The sequence below is a fragment of the Burkholderia sp. NFPP32 genome (genome assembly GCF_900119325.1).
Classification (GTDB): Bacteria; Pseudomonadota; Gammaproteobacteria; order Burkholderiales; family Burkholderiaceae; genus Burkholderia; species Burkholderia pyrrocinia_C.
Window position 1 is genome coordinate 62,933 of the sequence record NZ_FPJP01000011.1, and the last position, 16,486, is coordinate 79,418.

Here is a 16,486-nt window from a genome sequence, read left to right on the forward strand (position 1 = left end):
CACTCACTTGAATTGGTACAGGTAGCCGACCCGGATCTCCGGGATGAACCGCTTGCCGACCAGAGGACTATCCGTGAGACCGCTGCCAAGATGCGACACGCCGACGTCCAACAGGAGGCGTTGATGCTTCGCGAAGTTGTAATCGACACGCGTTCCCAACGAAGTCTTCCAGGTTGCCGTGCCGGTGTACGCCGGACGTCCGGGGCGCACCTCGGCGGGGCGCACGCCGTAATAGTAATCGACGTATTTGCCGCTCAACCAGTCCACGCCCACATGCGGAGCGATCGAGAAATCTCCGACATCAAAAGACTTGCTGTAGTCCAGGCTCGCACGCTGCCCCTTGTTTCCGCCCGCCAGATAGTCTCCCGAAAGCGTGCCGAATGCGGTATGTAAAGCAAGCGCGGGACCGTACCAGAATGCACCATGTCGGTCTTCCATGCCATTCAGGATTGGTGCATCGGACTGCTTGTAACCATCGCCGAGCGAAAACTTTCCGCGCAGCGCAACGCTTATACCACTCCAGTTCCCGATCTTCACGTCGATCGCGGTACCGAAAACATGTACCCACTTGTCGTCGAAGTAGACCAGCGGGAGCGGCTCGACTTTCGAGCCGTATCCCTTGTATGGCGATTCCCCGATGCCGACGCCCGCACCAAGACCCCAGTGCGTCACGTTCGCCGCATTGTTCAGGATCGCAAGACCGGAACGCTGCGCATCGATATGGTCGGCGTCGCCTTCTTCCGCCCACGCCGGCCCGGAAATGAGCGCGAACCATGCAGCAGTCAGCAATATACGGCGAACAGGCAACGGATTTTTTATCACGATCGATCCCAGGAAGTCGGTGGACAAAGCGGAACCGACTTTATGGGAACCCGACTTACCGGTTACTTACCGTTCAAAAGTTCACCGCGTTGCAGCGCGCGCAGCGTCGATGATGCGATGGCCGCCGAGGCCAGTCGGGCCTACGATTTGTCGCCCTCCGACATCGAGCCCGACGGCACGCACCTTGCTAATCACGACGGCATCCACCGGCCCCCCGGACATCGACGTGACGAGCAAATCAGGTGAAATTCACATCGGCATTTCAGGCTGGCGCTACGGCGGCTGGCGCGGCACCTTCTATCCGAAAGGGCTGAAGCAGGCCGCCGAGCTGCAGTACGCATCGAACCGGATGCAGACCATCGAAATCAACGGTACGCACTACAGCCTGCAATCGCTCGACAGCTGGCAGCACTGGTACGACGAAACGCCGCCGGATTTTACGTTCAGCGTGAAGGGTTCACGCTACCTGACCCACATGCTGCGCTTTCGCGGCGAAACGGCGACGGTCGCATGCGCGAACTTTTTCGCGCAGGGGCTCCTGGCGCTGAGGGACAAGCTCGGGCCGATCCTCTGGCAGTTTCCGCCGTCGCTGCGGTTCGACCCCGAGCACATGGAGCACTTCCTGGGCCTGCTGCCGACCGATACGGCAGCCGCGCTCGCTCTCGCGCAACAGCACGATCGCAAGGTCAGGACGCCGTATCTTCGGATCGACCGCAAGCGCAAGCTGCGTCACGCAGTCGAAGTGCGTCACGCGAGCTTCGTGGATCCGGCGTTCGTGAAGCTGCTGCGCCGCCACCGCGTGGCGCTCGTCGTGTCGGATTCGACCGAGCCATGGCCGCGGTTCGAAGACCTGAGCGCGGGCTTCGTCTACATGCGACTGCACGGTACCGAAACGAAGTATTCCGGCGAATACTCCGATGCGGCACTCGAACACTGGGCGCGCAGAATCGAGTCGTGGAGCCGCGGCGAACAGCCCGCCGATGCCCGTCTCGCCGCACCGGAGCTGCCTGCGCCGCGCGCGCGAACACGCGACGTGTATTGCTACTTCGACAACGACGCAAAAACGAACGCACCGTTCGACGCCCGGCGTTTGATGGAACGCCTCGGTCTGCGTGCGCACGAAGCGGCGGCCGGATAAAACGGCATGCCGCACGGCAGCAGTCTGCACGATGTAACCGAACCGCAAGGAGAGGAACGATGACCCTGCTTATCTACCTGGTCGGATGGATCATTTTCATCGGCGGCGTGGCATGGGGACTGGTGACGCTGCACGTGTCCCAGCACATCGTCGAGATCGTCGCCGTCATTCTGTTCGGCATCGCGGTGATCACGGGCGCGACGCGCGCCCGTAACCGCGACCGGACGTAGCGCGCGCCGCCTCACCGCCGGTTCGACCGCGACACCACGTCGATCCACACCGCCAGCACCAGCACCGCGCCCTTGACGATCATCTGCCAGTACGCGTCGACGTCCAGCATCGACATGCCGTTGTCGAGGCTCGCCATCACGAGCGCGCCGATCAGCGCGCCGTAGACGGTGCCCGACCCGCCGCGCATCGACGTGCCGCCGATGAAGCATGCGGCGATCGCGTCGAGTTCGCCCATCGAGCCCGCGGACGGCGAGCCGGCCGCGAGCCGCGCGGTGTTGACGATGCCCGCGAACGCGCACATCAGCCCCATCAGCGCGAAGATCGCGAGCTTCACGCGATCGGTATCGACGCCCGACAGCCGCGTCGCCTCGAGATTCGAGCCGACCGCGTAGATGCGCCGGCCGAACACGGTCTGCGTCGCGATCCACGAGAAGATGCCGAGCAGCGCGAGCAGCAGCAGCACCGGCACCGGAATGCCGCCGTAGCGGTCGAGCGTCGCGACGAACGCGAGCAGCACCGCGCCCGCGCCCGCGATCTTCACGACGTCCTGCCACAGCGGCGCGACCGCGAGCCGGTAGCGGCGCCGCGTGCCGCGCTGCCGCACGACCAGCAGCACGACGAGCGCGAACAGCAGCAGCGCGAGGCCGTCCCCCGCCACGCGCGGCAGATAGCCCTGCCCGAGGAACACGAAGCCGTCCGACACGGGCGCGATCGTCGAGCCGCCTGTCACGCCAAGCAGGATCCCGCGAAACGCGAGCATCCCGCCCAGCCCGACGATGAACGACGGCACGCGCCGGTAGGTCGACCACCAGCCGTTGAAGAGCCCGATCAGCACGCCGAGCGCGAGCACGGCCGGCACCGTCGCGGCGACCGGCCAGTGGCGGTTCACGTCGAGGATCGCCGCGACGCCGCCGAGCAGCCCGAGCAGCGAACCGACCGACAGGTCGATCTCGCCCGCGATGATCACGAACACCATCCCGCACGCGAGCATGCCGGTGATCGACATCTGCCGCAGCAGGTTCGACACGTTGCGCGGCGTGACGAACGCGCCGTCGGTCAGCACCGAGAAGAACGCCCAGATCGCGACGACCGCGAACAGCAGCGCGAGGATCTTGTAGCGCACGAAGACCTGGCGAAGCGGACGGCCAGTTGAACGGCCGCGCGCGTCGGCGTCCGGCGCCGCCGGAGTAGAGGAGGAAAGTTCGGAATTCATGTCGCACTCGCTGCAATGGGTTCGGTCGGACGCCGCGCGGGCTTCAGCGCGGCGCCGAGGATCTGTTCCTGCGTGAGGCCGTCGTTGACGAAATCGCCGCGCAGCTCGCCTTCGCCGATCACCAGCACGCGGTCGGCAAGCCCGAGCACCTCGGGCATTTCCGACGACACGACGATCAGCGCGACGCCGCGCTTCGCCAGCGCAAAAATCAGCCGGTAGATCTCGGCCTTCGCGCCCACGTCGACGCCGCGCGTCGGCTCGTCGAGGATCAGCACCTGCGGCTCGGCCAGCAGCATCTTGGCGAGCACGGCCTTCTGCTGGTTGCCGCCGGACAGGCTCGAGATCGGCAGGAACGGATGCGCGGCGCGCACCGACAGCCGCTGCATCTCGGTGCGGATCGCGTCCAGCTCGGCGGCCGCGTCGATCCGCCCGTGCGCCGCGAAGCGCCGCAGCACCGTCAGCGTGATGTTGTGGCCGACGCCGAGCTGCGGCACGATGCCGTGGCGCTTGCGATCCTCGGGCACCATCGCGATGCCGGCGCGGATCGCGTCGGCGGGCGAGCGGATCGCGAGCGGCCGGCCGTTCATCAGCACGGTCGCCGTGCACGCGCCCGGATACGCGCCGAAGATCGCCTGCATCAGCTCGGTGCGGCCCGCGCCGACGAGCCCGGCGACGCCGAGAATCTCGCCGCGCCGCACGCTGAACGACACGTCGTCGACCCGCTTGCGGCGCGTGTTCGTCACGTCGCGACAGGTCACGTGGCGCGCTTCCAGCACGACGTCGCCGATCTCGTGCGGCTCGCGCGGATACAGGTCGCGGATTTCGCGGCCGACCATCATCGAAATGATCCGGTCGGTCGTCAGCGTGCGCATCGGCTCGGTCGCGACATGGCGGCCGTCGCGGATCACGGACACCGTGTCGCACACGGCCTCGACCTCGTCGAGCTTGTGCGAGATATACACGCACGCGACGCCGCGGCGCTTCAGGTCGCGCACGATGTCGAGCAGGATGCGCGTTTCGGAAGCGCTCAGCGACGACGAAGGCTCGTCGAGAATCAGCAGCTTTGCGCGCTTGTTCAGCGCCTTCGCGATCTCGATCAGCTGCTGGTGTCCGCCGCCGTAGTTCATCACCGGCTGCGCGACGTTGATCGAATCGATCCGCAGCTCGTGCAGCAGCGCCTCGGCACGCTGGACCATCGCCGCGTAGTGCATCCGGCCGCCCGGCAGCGTGATCTCGTTGCCGAGGAAGATGTTCTCGGCCACCGACAGTTCGGGCACGAGCATCAGTTCCTGGTGGATGATCACGATGCCCGCGCGCTCGGTGTCGCGCACGCCGGACGCGATCAGCGGCGCGCCTTCCCAGCGAATCTCGCCGTCCCACGTGCCGTGCGGATAAACACCCGACAGCACCTTCATCAGCGTCGATTTGCCCGCGCCGTTCTCGCCGCACAGCCCCACGCACTCGCCCGGCCGCACCGTCAGGTCGATGCCGTCGAGCGCCTTTACTCCGTCGAAATCCTTGACGATGCCGCGCATCGTCAGCAAGGGTTCGGTCATTCGCTCATGCCTCGCAGTATGCGCGCGGACGCACCGGTGGGCCGTCCGCGCGCCGCGCCGTTACTGGCTCGCCAGCTGCGCCTGGGTATAGAAGCCGTCCTTCACGACGATGTCGACGTTGCGCTTGGTCAGCAGCGTCGGCTGCAGCAGCACCGTGTCGACCTTCTTCTTGCCGTTGTCGTATTGCGCGTTGAACGCGGGCTTCGCGCCCTTCGCGAGATCCACCGCGAGCTTCGCCGCTTCGCTCGCGATCAGCTTGAGCGGCTTGTAGACGGTCATCGTCTGCGTGCCGGCGATCACGCGCTTGACCGCCGCGAGGTCCGCATCCTGCCCGGACACCGGCACCTTGCCGGCCAGATGCTGAGCGGCGAGCGCCTGGATCGCGCCGCCCGCGGTGCCGTCGTTCGATGCGACGATCGCATCGATCTTGTTGTTGTTCGCGGTCAGCGCATCCTCGACGATCCGCAGCGCGGTCGACGCGCTCCATTCCGGCACCCACTGCTGGCCGACGACCTTGATGTCGCCGCGATCGATCGCCGGCTTCAGCACCTTCAGCTGTCCTTCGCGCAGCATCTTCGCGTTGTTGTCGGTCGGCGCGCCGCCGAGCAGGAAATAGTTGCCCTTCGGCTTCGCGTCGTAGACGCCCTGCGCCTGCAGCTCGCCCACCTTCTGGTTATCGAACGAGATGTATGCATCGACGTCGGCGTCGAGAATCAGCCGGTCGTACGACACCACCTTGATGCCCGCCTTGCGCGCTTCGGCGACGACGTTGCCGAGCGTCTTCGAATTGAACGGCACGATCACGATCACATCCACGCCGCGCGAGATCAGGTTCTCGATCTGCGAGATCTGCCGCGCCTCGCTCGCGTCCGCGGACTGCACGGACACCTTCGCGCCGAGCTGCGTGGCGGCGGCCACGAAATAGTCGCGGTCGCGCGACCAGCGCTCGACGCGCAGGTCGTCGATGCAGAAGCCGATCTCCGGCTTGTCCTTGCTCGCATGCGCGAGCGGTGCGCCAAGCGTGAGAGCCGCCAACGTGGCGGCGCCTGCCAGCGCACTCAATACGGTACGACGCGTTACGGATTTCATGTCTCCAACTCCTCTCTTTATTGGACAACCCCACGAACGCCGGGCGACCGCCGAAACGCGCCGCCCTTTGTCTGGCCACTACACGGCGCGGCGTTATGCGGTATGACCCGCGCCTGCCGAAAACACCGGTTCGAGTGCGCGATACAGCGCGCGAAACGTCGGCCGCCGCGCGTCGCGATACCACGCGTGGCGCGCCATGTCGGGCTCGCGCACGGCCACCACGGGCGGCTGCGGGCACACCGCGTCGAGCGGCGTATCCGGTTCGAGCGCGAGATGCGCGAGCCGCGCGGCGCCGAGCGCCGGGCCGACTTCGCCGCCCGCGCGCAGCGTCAGCGCGCGGCCGCTCAGGTCGGCGAGCATCTGCGTCCAGTACGCGCTGCGCGAGCCGCCGCCGATCACCGTGATGCCGTCGGGCGCGAGCCCGGCCGCATGCAGCGCGTCGATCCCGTCGAGCAGCGCGAAGCCGACGCCCTCGATCGTCGCGTTCGCGAGATCCGCGCGCTGCGAGTCGGGCGTCAGCCCGTAGAACACGCCCTTCGCATTCACGTCGTTGTGCGGCGTGCGCTCGCCGCTCAGATAAGGCAGGAACCATGGGCGGTCACGGCGCGCGTTCGCCTCGGCGTCGGCGAGCAGCGCGGCAATGCCGTCGTAGCCGGCCAGTTGCGCGGTGAAATCGATGCAGCCGGCCGCATTCAGCATCACCGACATCAGGTGCCAGGTATGCGGCAATGCATGACAGAAGCTGTGGACCGCCGATTCGGGATTCGCGCGGAACCCGTCCGATACCGCGAAATAAACGCCCGACGTACCGAGCGACAGCAGCGCATCGCCGGGCCGCACGATGCCGACGCCCACCGCGCCGGCCGCGTTGTCGCCGCCGCCCGCGACGACCGGGATCTCGCGCAGCCCCAGCGTGCGCGCGACGGCCGGCAGCAGCGTGCCGGTGATGCGGTTGCCCTCGAACACGGCGGGCATCTGCTCGCGCGACAGCCCGCACGCGGCGAGCAGCGTGTCGTCGTAATCGCGCTTGGCGACATCGAGCCACAGCGTGCCGGCGGCATCCGACGGATCGGTCGCGAACACGCCGGTCAGCCGGTAGCGCAGATAATCCTTCGGCAGCAGAACGTGCGCGATCCGCGCGAACACGTCCGGCTCGTGCCGGCGCACCCACAGCAGCTTCGGCGCGGTGAAGCCCGGCATCGCGAGATTGCCGGCGACGGCGCGCAGCGCGGGCGCGAGCCGCTCGAGCTCCGCGCATTCGGCATCCGCGCGGCCGTCGTTCCACAGGATCGCGGGGCGCAGCACGTCGCCGTGCGCATCGAGCAGCGTCGCGCCATGCATCTGCCCGGTCAGGCCAAGCGCGCCGATGTCGTGCGGATCGATGCCGGCCGCACGCGCGTCGGCGACGAGCGCCGCCAGCGCGCCGCATGCCCCATCCCACCAGTCGAGCGGCGCCTGTTCGGACCAGCGCGGCCGCGGCCGGCTCACCGACAGCGGCCGGCTCGCGCTGGCCCGCACCGCACCGTCGCGGTCGAGCAGCACGGCCTTCACGCCCGACGTGCCAAGATCGAGTCCGATGTACATGAAGTCAGCGCAGCCCGTAGATCGCCTGGTTCACGATGTTCTCGAGCCGCTCCTGCGCACCGCTCGCATGCCGCGGGTTCACGCCGCGCGCGAGCGCGTCGGCGGCGAGCGACTCCAGCGTGTAGCCGCCCGACAGGATCTCGCGGCCGAATGCGCTGTCCCACTGCGCGTAGCGCTGCCGGCGCAGCGCGTCGAGCCGGTCGTTGCCGACCAGCACGGCCGCGCGCTCGAGCGCGAGCGCAAGCACGTCGATCGCGCCGACATGGCCGTAGAACAGGTCTTCCGGATCGACGCTCTGGCGCCGCACCTTCGCGTCGAAGTTCATGCCGCCGGTGGTAAAGCCGCCGTGGCGCAGGATCTCGTAGAACGCGAGCGTCAGCTCCTCGACGCTGTTCGGGAACTGGTCGGTGTCCCAGCCGTTCTGCGGATCGCCGCGATTCGCGTCGACGCTGCCGAACACGCCGAGCGCAAATGCGTTCGCGATCTCGTGATGGAACGAATGGCCGGCGAGCGTCGCATGGTTCGCCTCGATATTCACGCAGATTTCGTTCTGCAATCCGTATTGCGTGAGGAAACCGTGCACCGTCGCGACATCGTAGTCGTACTGGTGCTTCGTCGGCTCCTGCGGCTTGGGCTCGATCAGCAGCGCTCCTTTGAAGCCGATCCGGTGCTTGTGCTCGACGACCATCGACAGGAAGCGGGCGAACTGCTCGCGCTCGCGCACGAGATCGGTATTGAGCAGCGTCTCGTACCCTTCGCGGCCGCCCCACAGCACGTAGTTCTCGCCGCCGAGCCGATGCGTCGCGTCGAGCGCATGGCGCACCTGGGTGGCCGCCCACGCGAACACGTCGGGGTTCGGGTTGGTCGCCGCGCCCGCCGCGAAGCGCGGATGCGAGAACAGGTTCGCGGTGCCCCACAGCAGCCGGACGCCCGTCGCCTGCTGACGCTCGCCCAGGTAGTCGGTCATCCGCGCGAAGTTCTCGACGTACTCGTGCAGGCTGTCGCCCTCCGGCGACACGTCGGTGTCGTGGAACGTATAGAACGGCGTGCCGAGCTTCGTGAAGAACTCGAACGCCGCATCCGCCTTCTGGCGCGCGCGCTCGAGCGGGTCGCCCGGCTGCTGCCATGGCCGCTGGAACGCGCCCTGGCCGAAGATGTCGTGGCCCGGCCACACGAACGTGTGCCAGTAGCACACCGCGATCCGCAGGTGCTCCTCGAGCGTCTTGCCGAGCACCCGCTTCGTGCGGTCGTAATAGCGGTATGCAAGCGGGTTGTCCGACTGCGGACCTTCGTAGCGAATCGCGGGAATATGTTCGAAATACGACATGGCGTCTCCGTCCGGTTTCTTGTTGCAGTGCGGCGTGCATCGCGTTGGCGTGCGGGCCGGATTCGATCTGGCTGGATCGTGCCCGCGCGCCCCCTCGCCCGCAATTGCGAAATTGCGCAGCACGCTTAACGTTTCTTGCCAGCGCGCTGCGCACGGCACGCGTTCCGTCCTACAATCGCCGGACACCAGACAGATCAGACAGCCGCGCGGCGCTGCCCGCGCGCCCGGAGACAACGGCGCGACGCCCCGCACGGCGCGCGCTTCGAGACCGAGATGAACCGCGCCCCTTCCACCCAGACGCCGCACCGCATCGCGCTGCTGTTCAACGCCAACAAGGTCTACGACCGCGAGATCATCAGCGGCATCGGCCAGTACCTGCGCTCGACGCGCGTGGTATGGGACCTGTTCCTCGAAGACGATTTCCGCTGCCGGCTCGCCGGCATCGAGCGCTTCGACGGCGACGGCATCATCGCGGATTTCGACGATCCGGCCGTCGCCGACGCGCTCGCCGGCTCGCCGCTGCCTATCGTCGCACTCGGCTCGTCGTACGAGGATCCGGCGCAGTATCCGGACGGCGTGCCGTATATCGCGACCGACAACGCGAAGCTCGTGTCGCTCGCATACACGCACCTGATCGGCGCCGGGCTGCCGCACTTCGCGATGTACAGCCTGCCCGTCGCGCAGCAGAACCGCTGGGCGCAGCAGCGCGAGCTCGCGTTCGACGGCCTCGCGCGCGCGGACGGCGTCGACGCGCCGATCTACCGCGGACTGTCGACCAGCGCATCGGGCTGGAACCACGCGATCGAGCAGCTGATCGGCTGGCTGCACGCACTGCCGAAACCCGTCGGCGTGATCGCGGTGACCGACGCGCGCGCGCGGCACCTGCTGCAGGCGTGCCTGATCGCCGGCCTCGCGGTGCCGGAACAGGTCGCGATCATCGGCATCGACAACGATCCGCTCACGCGCACGCTCACGCGGATTCCGCTGTCGTCGGTCATCCAGGGCACCGAGGAAATGGGCCGTACGGCCGCGCACCTGCTGCACCGGATGCTGCGCGGCGCGCGTTTTCCGGACCGGCGGATTCTCGTGCCGCCCGTCGGGATCAACGTGCTCGAATCGACCCGCCACCAGCCGCTCGCGAGCCCGCACGTGATGCGCGCCCGCCACTTCATTCGCCAGTACGCGTGCCAGGGCATCAAGACCGAGCAGGTCGCCGACTACGTCGGTGTGTCGCGCTCGCTGCTCGAAGAGCACTTCCGGCGCGAACTGCAGCGCACCGTGCACCAGGAAATCCTGCGCCACAAGCTCGAAGCGGCGCAGGCGCTGCTCGCCAGCAGGCAGGCGTCGAGCGCCGAGGTCGCGATCCGCTGCGGGTTTACGTCGCTCCAATACATGTATGCGGTGTTCCGGCGCGAGCTGGGCTGCACGCCGCGCGAATACCAGGAACGCGCGATCGCCGCGCACTGAAGCCCGCCGTTCACATCGAATCATCCTATGCACATCGATACCGATTCCCCCCGCCCGACGCCCGGCGTCGCACGCGTACACGCCGAGCCGTGGGGCACGCTGCCCGACGGCGACACGGTGCGACGCTATACGCTGCGCAACACGCACGGCATGCGCGTCGTCGTCAGCGACCTCGGCGCGACCGTCGTGTCGTGGCTCGCGCCCGATCGCACCGGACGCTTCGCCGATATCGTGCTCGCGCACGACACGCCCGCGGAATATGTCGAATCGGGCGCCTACCTCGGCGCGACGGTCGGCCGCTGGGCGAACCGGATCGCCGGCGCGCGCTTCACGCTCGACGGCGTCGACTACCTGCTCGATCGCAACGAGAACGGCAATCTGCTGCACGGCGGCGCGAGCGGCTTTCACCGCCAGCGCTGGGAAGTCGTCGACGACTGCGGCGGGCTGACGCTGCGACTCGATTCGCCGGAAGGCGACGCGGGTTTTCCGGGCAACGTGAGCGTGCAGGTTCGCTACGCGCTCGACGACGACGGCACGCTGACGATCGACTACACCGGCGTCACCGACGCGCCCACGCCGCTCAACCTCACGAATCACAGCTATTTCAACCTCAGCGGCCGCGCGGGCAGCGACGTGCGCGGCCACGTGCTGAGCATCGACGCCGACGCGTTCCTCGAGGTCGACGACGCGCTGATCCCGACCGGCACCGCCGACGTGACCGGCACGGCTTTCGATTTCCGGCACAGCGCGCCGCTCGGCGCGCGCCTCGACTGGCCGCATGCGCAGCTTGCAAGGGCGCGCGGCTTCGATCACTGCTTCGTGCTGCGCGACGGCGCGCGCGCGGTCAGGCCCGTCGCCGGCATCTACGATCCCGAAAGCGGCCGCGAGCTGGTCGTGTCGACCGATCAGCGCGGCCTCCAGCTTTATACCGGCAACTATCTGGACGGCGTGCGCGTGAGGGGCGGCACGCGGTGCGCGCAACACGCCGCGCTGTGCGTCGAAGCCGGCGGTTTTCCGGACCAGGTCAACATGGCCGACCTGCGCGACGACGTCATCCTTCATCCGGGCGCCGTCTATCGTCAGACCACTCTGTACCGGGTAGCCGTTCGCGCGTAACGCGCGCGCCGGCCGCCTTCGACAACAAGCACCGGCGGCCAGGCATCAACCACGTCGCGCGTGCCGCCACCCCGTTGCCCGTCACCGCACGGCGCGCGCCGTGCGCTCCACTACACGCACTACACGCGCCGCATCGTCGACACCAGCGCCGCGTCCTCTCCGGGCTCGGCCGGCCGCGCGTGCGCGGAGTCGCGCTTCGGCTGCTGCGCGCCGAGTCCCGTGCCGCCCGTGCGCCGCCGCGTTGCGTGCCGCTCGATGACCCGCTGCAGCACGCAGAACACGCACAGCAGCGCGCCGATCACGATCCGCGTCCACCACGAACTCAACGTGCCGTCGAACGTGATCAGCACCTGGATCGTGCCGAGGATGCCGACGCCGAACACCGAGCCGATCACGTAACCCACGCCGCCCGTGAGCAGCGTGCCGCCGATCACCGTCGCGGCGATCGCGTCGAGCTCCATCCCCTGCGCCTGCAGCCCGTAGCCCGACAGCACGTAGAGCGTGAACACCACGCCGCCGAGTGACGAACACAGCCCGCTCAACGCATAGACGCCGATCTTCGTGCGCGCGACCGGCAGCCCCATCAGCAGCGCCGAACGCTCGTTGCCGCCGATCGCATAGACGTTGCGGCCGAAACGCGTGAAATGCGCAACGTAGATCGCGACGGCCAGCGTCGCGAGCGCGATCAGCGCGCCCGCGCTCAGCGTGCCGCCGCCGACCGGCACGCTGACGCCCGCGATCGCATGAAACGTCGGCTCGTTGATCGTGATCGACTGCGTCGTGATCAGGAAGCACGCGCCGCGCGCGAGAAACATCCCGGCCAGCGTGACGATGAACGGCTGCAGCCGGAAATAGTGGATCAGCGCACCCATTGCCGCGCCGTACAGCGCGCCGAACGCGAGCACCAGCGGCACGATCACCCATACGGGCCAGTGCAGCCGCTCGGCGCCGACCGCGCAGAAGATCGTTGTCAGCGCAACGACCGAGCCGACCGACAGGTCGATGCCGCCCGACACGATCACGAACGTCATGCCGATCGCGACGATCAGCAGGAACGCGTTGTCGACGAGCAGGCCGGTCAGCACCTGCATCGAGAAGAATCCCGTGTACATCACGGATCCGAAGCCGAACAGCGCGGCGAACAGCATGATCGTCACGACGATCGGCAGCGTGCGCGGGTCGGCGAGCCGGCCAAGGAATCGGGTCATCGGGGCGTGGCTCCGGAGGTGGCGCGCGAACGCGCGGAAGGCAGCAGCCGCGACGCGTGCCGGACCGCGAGCGCGCGCGCCGCGTCCGACTGGATCAGCGTCACGACGATCACGACGACCGCCTTGACGACCAGCGTCGCCTCCGGCGGCACGCCGATCGAATAGGTCGTGTAGGTCAGCGTCTGGATGATCAGCGCGCCGAGCACCGAGCCGGCGAGGCTGAAGCGGCCGCCGAGCAGCGACGTGCCGCCGAGCGTCACCGCGAGGATCGCGTCGAGTTCGAGCAGCAGCCCCGCGTTGTTGCCGTCGGCGCTGCGCACGTTGGAACTCGCGAGGATGCCCGCGACCGCCGACATCACGCCGGAGCACAGGTACACGCCGAACACGACCGCGCCCGAGCGCAGCCCGACGAGCCGCGTCGCAACCGGGTTCACGCCGATCGCGCGGATGAACAGCCCGAGCGCCGTGCGGTTCACCAGCAGCGCGGTCGCGGCGATCGTCGCGAGCGCGATCCACACCGAACATGGCACCGTCGCCAGATAGCCGCCGCCGAGCGCGAGGTAGCCGGGCGCGCCGATCGGAATGATCTGGCCGCCCGTCAGCAGTTGCGCGATGCCGCGGCCGGCCACCATCAGGATCAGCGTCGCGATGATCGGCTGCATCCCGACGAACGCGACGAGCAGGCCGTTCCACGCGCCCGCGAGCAGCCCGACGCCGAGCGCGGCGGCCAGCGCCGTGCCGACCCGCGACGGATCGGCTTCGAGCACGATCGCCGCGGCCGCGCCGGCAATCGCGACGATCGCGCCGACGGAGATGTCGATCCCGCGCGTCGCGATCACGAGCGTCATGCCGAGCGACACGATCACGAGCGGCGCCGCCCGGTTCAGGATGTCGATCGGCGCGCCGAACAGGTGGCCGTCGAGCAGCGCGATCGACAGGAAGCCCGGACGATGCGCGACGTCGAGCGCGAACAGCAGCGCAAGCGTCAGCAACGGCCACGCGAGCGGATGACGAAACAGCGTGCGTACACGCATCATGACTGGCCTCCCGCGATCAGCCGGTAAACCTGCTCCTCCGACGCGTCGGCGCCGGTCAGTTCGGCGACCTTGCGCCGGTCGCGCAGCACCGCGATCCGGTGGCTCACGCGCACGACCTCGCCGATCTCCGACGAGATGAACAGGATCGCGAGCCCGGTCGCGCACAGCGCGAGCACGCGCTCCATGATGTCGAACTTCGCAGCGACGTCGATGCCGCGTGTCGGCTCGTCGAGAATCAGCAGCTTCGGGTCCGTCGCGAGCCAGCGCGCGAGCAGCACCTTCTGCTGGTTGCCGCCCGACAGCAGCCCGATCGGCTGCTCCGCGTCGCGCGCCTTGATGCCGAGCCGCGCGATGTACGACTCGGCGATCTCGCGCTGGCGCGCGCGCCCGATCAGCCGCCACCAGCCGCGCCGCGCCTGCAGCGCGAGGATGATGTTCTCGCGGATCGACAGCGCGGCGACGATGCCCTCCTTCTTGCGGTCTTCCGGGCAATACGCGATCCCGTGCCGGACCGCATCGTGCGGCGACGCAAGCCGCTTGCGCGCGCCGTCGATCTCGATCGCGCCGGTGTCGGTGCGCTCCGCGGCGAACGCGAGCTGCGCGGTTTCGGTGCGCCCCGAGCCGAGCAGCCCGGCCAGCCCGACGATTTCGCCGGGCCGCACGTCGAGATCGAGCGGGCTCATCATCCCGCGCCGGCCGACCTGCCGCATCGACAGGAACGGTGCGGCAGTGCCGGCCGCGCGCTCGACCGCGGCGGCACCCGCCTGCAGCGTGTCGGACATCCGTTCGCGGCCGGTCATCTTCGCGACCAGCACGTCGACCGGCAGGTCGCGCGCCAGGTACTCGCCTTCGCGCTCGCCGTTGCGCATCACGGTGATCCGGTCGGACACCGCATAGGTCTGCTCGAGGAAATGCGTGACGAACAGGATCGCGATGCCCGACGCCTTCAGCCGGCGCAGCACGTCGAACAGCCGCGCGACCTCGCCGTCGTCGAGGCTCGACGTCGGCTCGTCGAGTATCAGCACGCGCGCATCGACCGACACGGCACGCGCGATCGCGACCATCTGCTGCACCGCGATCGGATACGCGTCGAGCGAGCGCGTGACGTCGAGCGACAGGTCGAGTTCGGCCAGCGCGGCGCGCGCCCGTGCATGGATCGCGTTCCAGTCGATCGCGCCGCGCCGCGTCGGCTGCCGGCCCGCGAAGATGTTCTCGGCGACCGACAGGTTCGCGCACAGGTTCACTTCCTGATACAGCGTCTGGATCCCGGCCGCCTCGGCCTCGCGCGGCGCGGCGAAGCGCACCGGCTCGCCGCCGACGCGAATCTCGCCCGCGTCGTGCGCATGCACGCCGGTGAGCACGTTGATCAGCGTCGACTTGCCCGCGCCGTTCTGGCCCATCAGTGCGTGGATCTCCCCCGGAAACAGCCGGAAACTCACGCGCTGCAGCGCGCTGACGCCCGGAAACGCCTTGTCGATGCCGGTCATCTCGACCACCGGCGGATGCGTCATGAACCCTCCCTCGGAGCGGTTGCCGGACGACGGCGTGCCATGCCGCCGCCCGCACGGACATCAATATTTGCGGGTCGGCAGCACCTGCGCCGCAACGCTCATCGGGAACACCGTCTCGTTCGTCACGATGCGCTTGGGCAGCGGCTTGCCGGCGACGACGTCCTTCACCGCGCTCATCAGCTGCGGGCCGAGCAGCGGGCTGCATTCGACGTCGACGTTGATCTTGCCGGCGATCATCGCCTGGAAGCCGCCCTTCGTCGCATCGAACGACACGACGCTCACGTCCTTGCCGGGCTTGATCCCGGCCTCTTCCATCGCCTGGATCGCGCCGAGCGCCATGTCGTCGTTGTGCGCGTAGACGACGTTGATCTGCTTGCCGTAGGTCTTCGCGAACGCTTCCATCACCTGCTTGCCGCCGGCGAGCGTGAAGTCGCCGCTCTGCGACGCGATCACCTTGAACTTCGGATTGCTTTTGATCACTTCGAGCAGCCCGGCGCGACGATCGTTGGCCGGCGCCGAGCCGACCGTGCCCTGCAGCTCGACGATGTTGATCGGGCCCGCGTCGTTCTTGTAGCGCTCTTCCATCCAGTGGCCCGCGCGCCGCCCTTCCTCGAGGAAGTCCGAGCCGATCATCGTCACGTACAGCGACGGATCCTTCACGTCGACCGCGCGGTCGGTCAGGATCACCGGGATGTGCGCGGCCTTCGCCTCGGTCAGCACCGGCTCCCAGCCCGATTCGACGACCGGCGAGAACGCGATCACGTCGACCTTCTGCGCGATGAACGAGCGGATCGCGCGGATCTGGTTCTCCTGCTTCTGCTGCGCGTCCGAGAATTTCAGGTTGATGCCGGCGTCCTTCGCCGCACCCTTCACCGACACGGTGTTCGCGGTGCGCCACGCGCTTTCCGCGCCGACCTGCGAGAACCCGAGCGTGATCGGCTTTTGCTGCGCGAATGCGCCGGGCGCGAGTACCGTCGCCGCGGCGACGATCGCACCGGCCGCCAGCTTCCTGATGAATGTCATGGTCCGTCTCCGATGATGTCGTTGTATGCCGCGGCGCTGTTCTGTTTCTGCGTGGCGCGCGCGGTTCAGGGCTGTGCCGGGCAGCCTGTCCGGCCGGCCCGGCCCGGTATGCATGCCCCGGATCAGTCTAGGAACAAGTCCGATAACCTTCCAATGAAATCTTG

At 68.1% G+C, this 16,486-nt stretch carries 14 protein-coding genes; 4 read left to right on the forward strand and 10 right to left on the reverse strand.

Features of this window, described 5'->3' with window-relative positions:
• Positions 1-3 precede the first annotated feature (3 nt).
• A complete protein-coding gene (locus tag BT264_RS20805) occupies positions 4-849 on the reverse strand; it encodes a MipA/OmpV family protein (RefSeq protein WP_239483155.1) in 846 nt (281 codons plus the stop codon).
• Here BT264_RS20805 and BT264_RS20810 point away from each other — a divergent pair.
• Positions 842-1,960, forward strand: a complete 1,119-nt coding sequence (locus tag BT264_RS20810; RefSeq protein WP_371287114.1) for a DUF72 domain-containing protein — start codon at positions 842-844, stop codon at positions 1,958-1,960. The genes BT264_RS20805 and BT264_RS20810 overlap by 8 nt on opposite strands.
• A 59-nt stretch (positions 1,961-2,019) precedes the next feature.
• The gene (locus BT264_RS39275) at positions 2,020-2,190 is read left to right on the forward strand and encodes a hypothetical protein (RefSeq protein ID WP_175963431.1); all 171 of its coding nucleotides are present in this window, start codon (positions 2,020-2,022) and stop codon (positions 2,188-2,190) included.
• An 11-nt stretch (positions 2,191-2,201) separates the two neighbouring features.
• Here the strand turns inward: BT264_RS39275 and BT264_RS20815 are convergent, their stop codons facing one another.
• The 5 genes from BT264_RS20815 to xylA form a co-directional block, all read right to left on the reverse strand.
• Positions 2,202-3,404: a sugar ABC transporter permease gene (locus tag BT264_RS20815; protein WP_072440554.1), complete on the reverse strand. Its 1,203-nt coding sequence runs from the start codon at positions 3,402-3,404 to the stop codon at positions 2,202-2,204.
• Positions 3,401-4,960 (reverse strand): D-xylose ABC transporter ATP-binding protein, encoded by a 1,560-nt coding sequence (gene xylG / locus BT264_RS20820; RefSeq protein ID WP_072440552.1) that lies wholly within the window; start codon positions 4,958-4,960, stop codon positions 3,401-3,403. Before xylG ends, BT264_RS20815 begins: the two co-directional genes overlap by 4 nt.
• A gap of 60 nt (positions 4,961-5,020) precedes the next feature.
• On the reverse strand, positions 5,021-6,049 hold the full coding sequence (gene xylF / locus BT264_RS20825; protein ID WP_072440550.1) for a D-xylose ABC transporter substrate-binding protein: 1,029 nt from the start codon (positions 6,047-6,049) through the stop codon (positions 5,021-5,023).
• Positions 6,050-6,142: 93 nt separating this feature from the next.
• On the reverse strand, positions 6,143-7,633 hold the full coding sequence (xylB, locus tag BT264_RS20830; RefSeq protein ID WP_072440548.1) for a xylulokinase: 1,491 nt from the start codon (positions 7,631-7,633) through the stop codon (positions 6,143-6,145).
• Between the two features lie 4 nt (positions 7,634-7,637).
• Positions 7,638-8,960, reverse strand: a complete 1,323-nt coding sequence (xylA, locus tag BT264_RS20835; protein WP_072440546.1) for a xylose isomerase — start codon at positions 8,958-8,960, stop codon at positions 7,638-7,640.
• Positions 8,961-9,233: 273 nt separating this feature from the next.
• On the opposite strand from xylA, the gene BT264_RS20845 reads away from it, so the two are divergent.
• Both BT264_RS20845 and BT264_RS20850 read left to right on the forward strand, forming a co-directional pair.
• Entirely contained in the window at positions 9,234-10,427 is a 1,194-nt protein-coding gene (locus tag BT264_RS20845; RefSeq protein ID WP_072440544.1) for a XylR family transcriptional regulator, read from the forward strand.
• Between the two features lie 27 nt (positions 10,428-10,454).
• Positions 10,455-11,543 carry an aldose epimerase family protein gene (locus tag BT264_RS20850; RefSeq protein ID WP_072440542.1) on the forward strand — a complete coding sequence of 363 codons (1,089 nt, stop codon included), beginning with the start codon at positions 10,455-10,457 and terminating at the stop codon, positions 11,541-11,543.
• 119 nt (positions 11,544-11,662) lie between these two features.
• Here BT264_RS20850 and yjfF read toward each other — a convergent pair whose 3' ends face one another.
• From yjfF to BT264_RS20870, 4 genes are read right to left on the reverse strand one after another with little or no spacing between them, the layout of a single operon-like run.
• Complete coding sequence (gene yjfF, locus BT264_RS20855; RefSeq protein ID WP_072440540.1) at positions 11,663-12,751, reverse strand: galactofuranose ABC transporter, permease protein YjfF; 1,089 nt, start codon at positions 12,749-12,751, stop codon at positions 11,663-11,665.
• A complete protein-coding gene (locus BT264_RS20860) occupies positions 12,748-13,788 on the reverse strand; it encodes an ABC transporter permease (protein WP_072440538.1) in 1,041 nt (346 codons plus the stop codon). Before BT264_RS20860 ends, yjfF begins: the two co-directional genes overlap by 4 nt.
• Positions 13,785-15,299 carry a sugar ABC transporter ATP-binding protein gene (locus BT264_RS20865; RefSeq protein ID WP_072440536.1) on the reverse strand — a complete coding sequence of 505 codons (1,515 nt, stop codon included), beginning with the start codon at positions 15,297-15,299 and terminating at the stop codon, positions 13,785-13,787. The genes BT264_RS20860 and BT264_RS20865 overlap by 4 nt, the downstream gene beginning before the upstream one ends.
• A 60-nt stretch (positions 15,300-15,359) precedes the next feature.
• Entirely contained in the window at positions 15,360-16,322 is a 963-nt protein-coding gene (locus BT264_RS20870) for an ABC transporter substrate-binding protein (protein ID WP_034182440.1), read from the reverse strand.
• Between the last annotated feature and the right edge of the window lie 164 nt (positions 16,323-16,486).

Coding starts and splice junctions, on each gene's coding strand:
- BT264_RS39275 (WP_175963431.1), top strand. CDS start 2,020: ATGACCCTGCTTATCTACCTGGTCGGATGGATCATTTTCATCGGCGGC.
- BT264_RS20815 (WP_072440554.1), bottom strand. CDS start 3,404: ATGAATTCCGAACTTTCCTCCTCTACTCCGGCGGCGCCGGACGCCGAC.
- xylG (WP_072440552.1), bottom strand. CDS start 4,960: ATGACCGAACCCTTGCTGACGATGCGCGGCATCGTCAAGGATTTCGAC.
- xylF (WP_072440550.1), bottom strand. CDS start 6,049: ATGAAATCCGTAACGCGTCGTACCGTATTGAGTGCGCTGGCAGGCGCC.
- xylB (WP_072440548.1), bottom strand. CDS start 7,633: ATGTACATCGGACTCGATCTTGGCACGTCGGGCGTGAAGGCCGTGCTG.
- xylA (WP_072440546.1), bottom strand. CDS start 8,960: ATGTCGTATTTCGAACATATTCCCGCGATTCGCTACGAAGGTCCGCAG.
- BT264_RS20845 (WP_072440544.1), top strand. CDS start 9,234: ATGAACCGCGCCCCTTCCACCCAGACGCCGCACCGCATCGCGCTGCTG.
- BT264_RS20850 (WP_072440542.1), top strand. CDS start 10,455: ATGCACATCGATACCGATTCCCCCCGCCCGACGCCCGGCGTCGCACGC.
- yjfF (WP_072440540.1), bottom strand. CDS start 12,751: ATGACCCGATTCCTTGGCCGGCTCGCCGACCCGCGCACGCTGCCGATC.
- BT264_RS20860 (WP_072440538.1), bottom strand. CDS start 13,788: ATGATGCGTGTACGCACGCTGTTTCGTCATCCGCTCGCGTGGCCGTTG.
- BT264_RS20865 (WP_072440536.1), bottom strand. CDS start 15,299: ATGACGCATCCGCCGGTGGTCGAGATGACCGGCATCGACAAGGCGTTT.
- BT264_RS20870 (WP_034182440.1), bottom strand. CDS start 16,322: ATGACATTCATCAGGAAGCTGGCGGCCGGTGCGATCGTCGCCGCGGCG.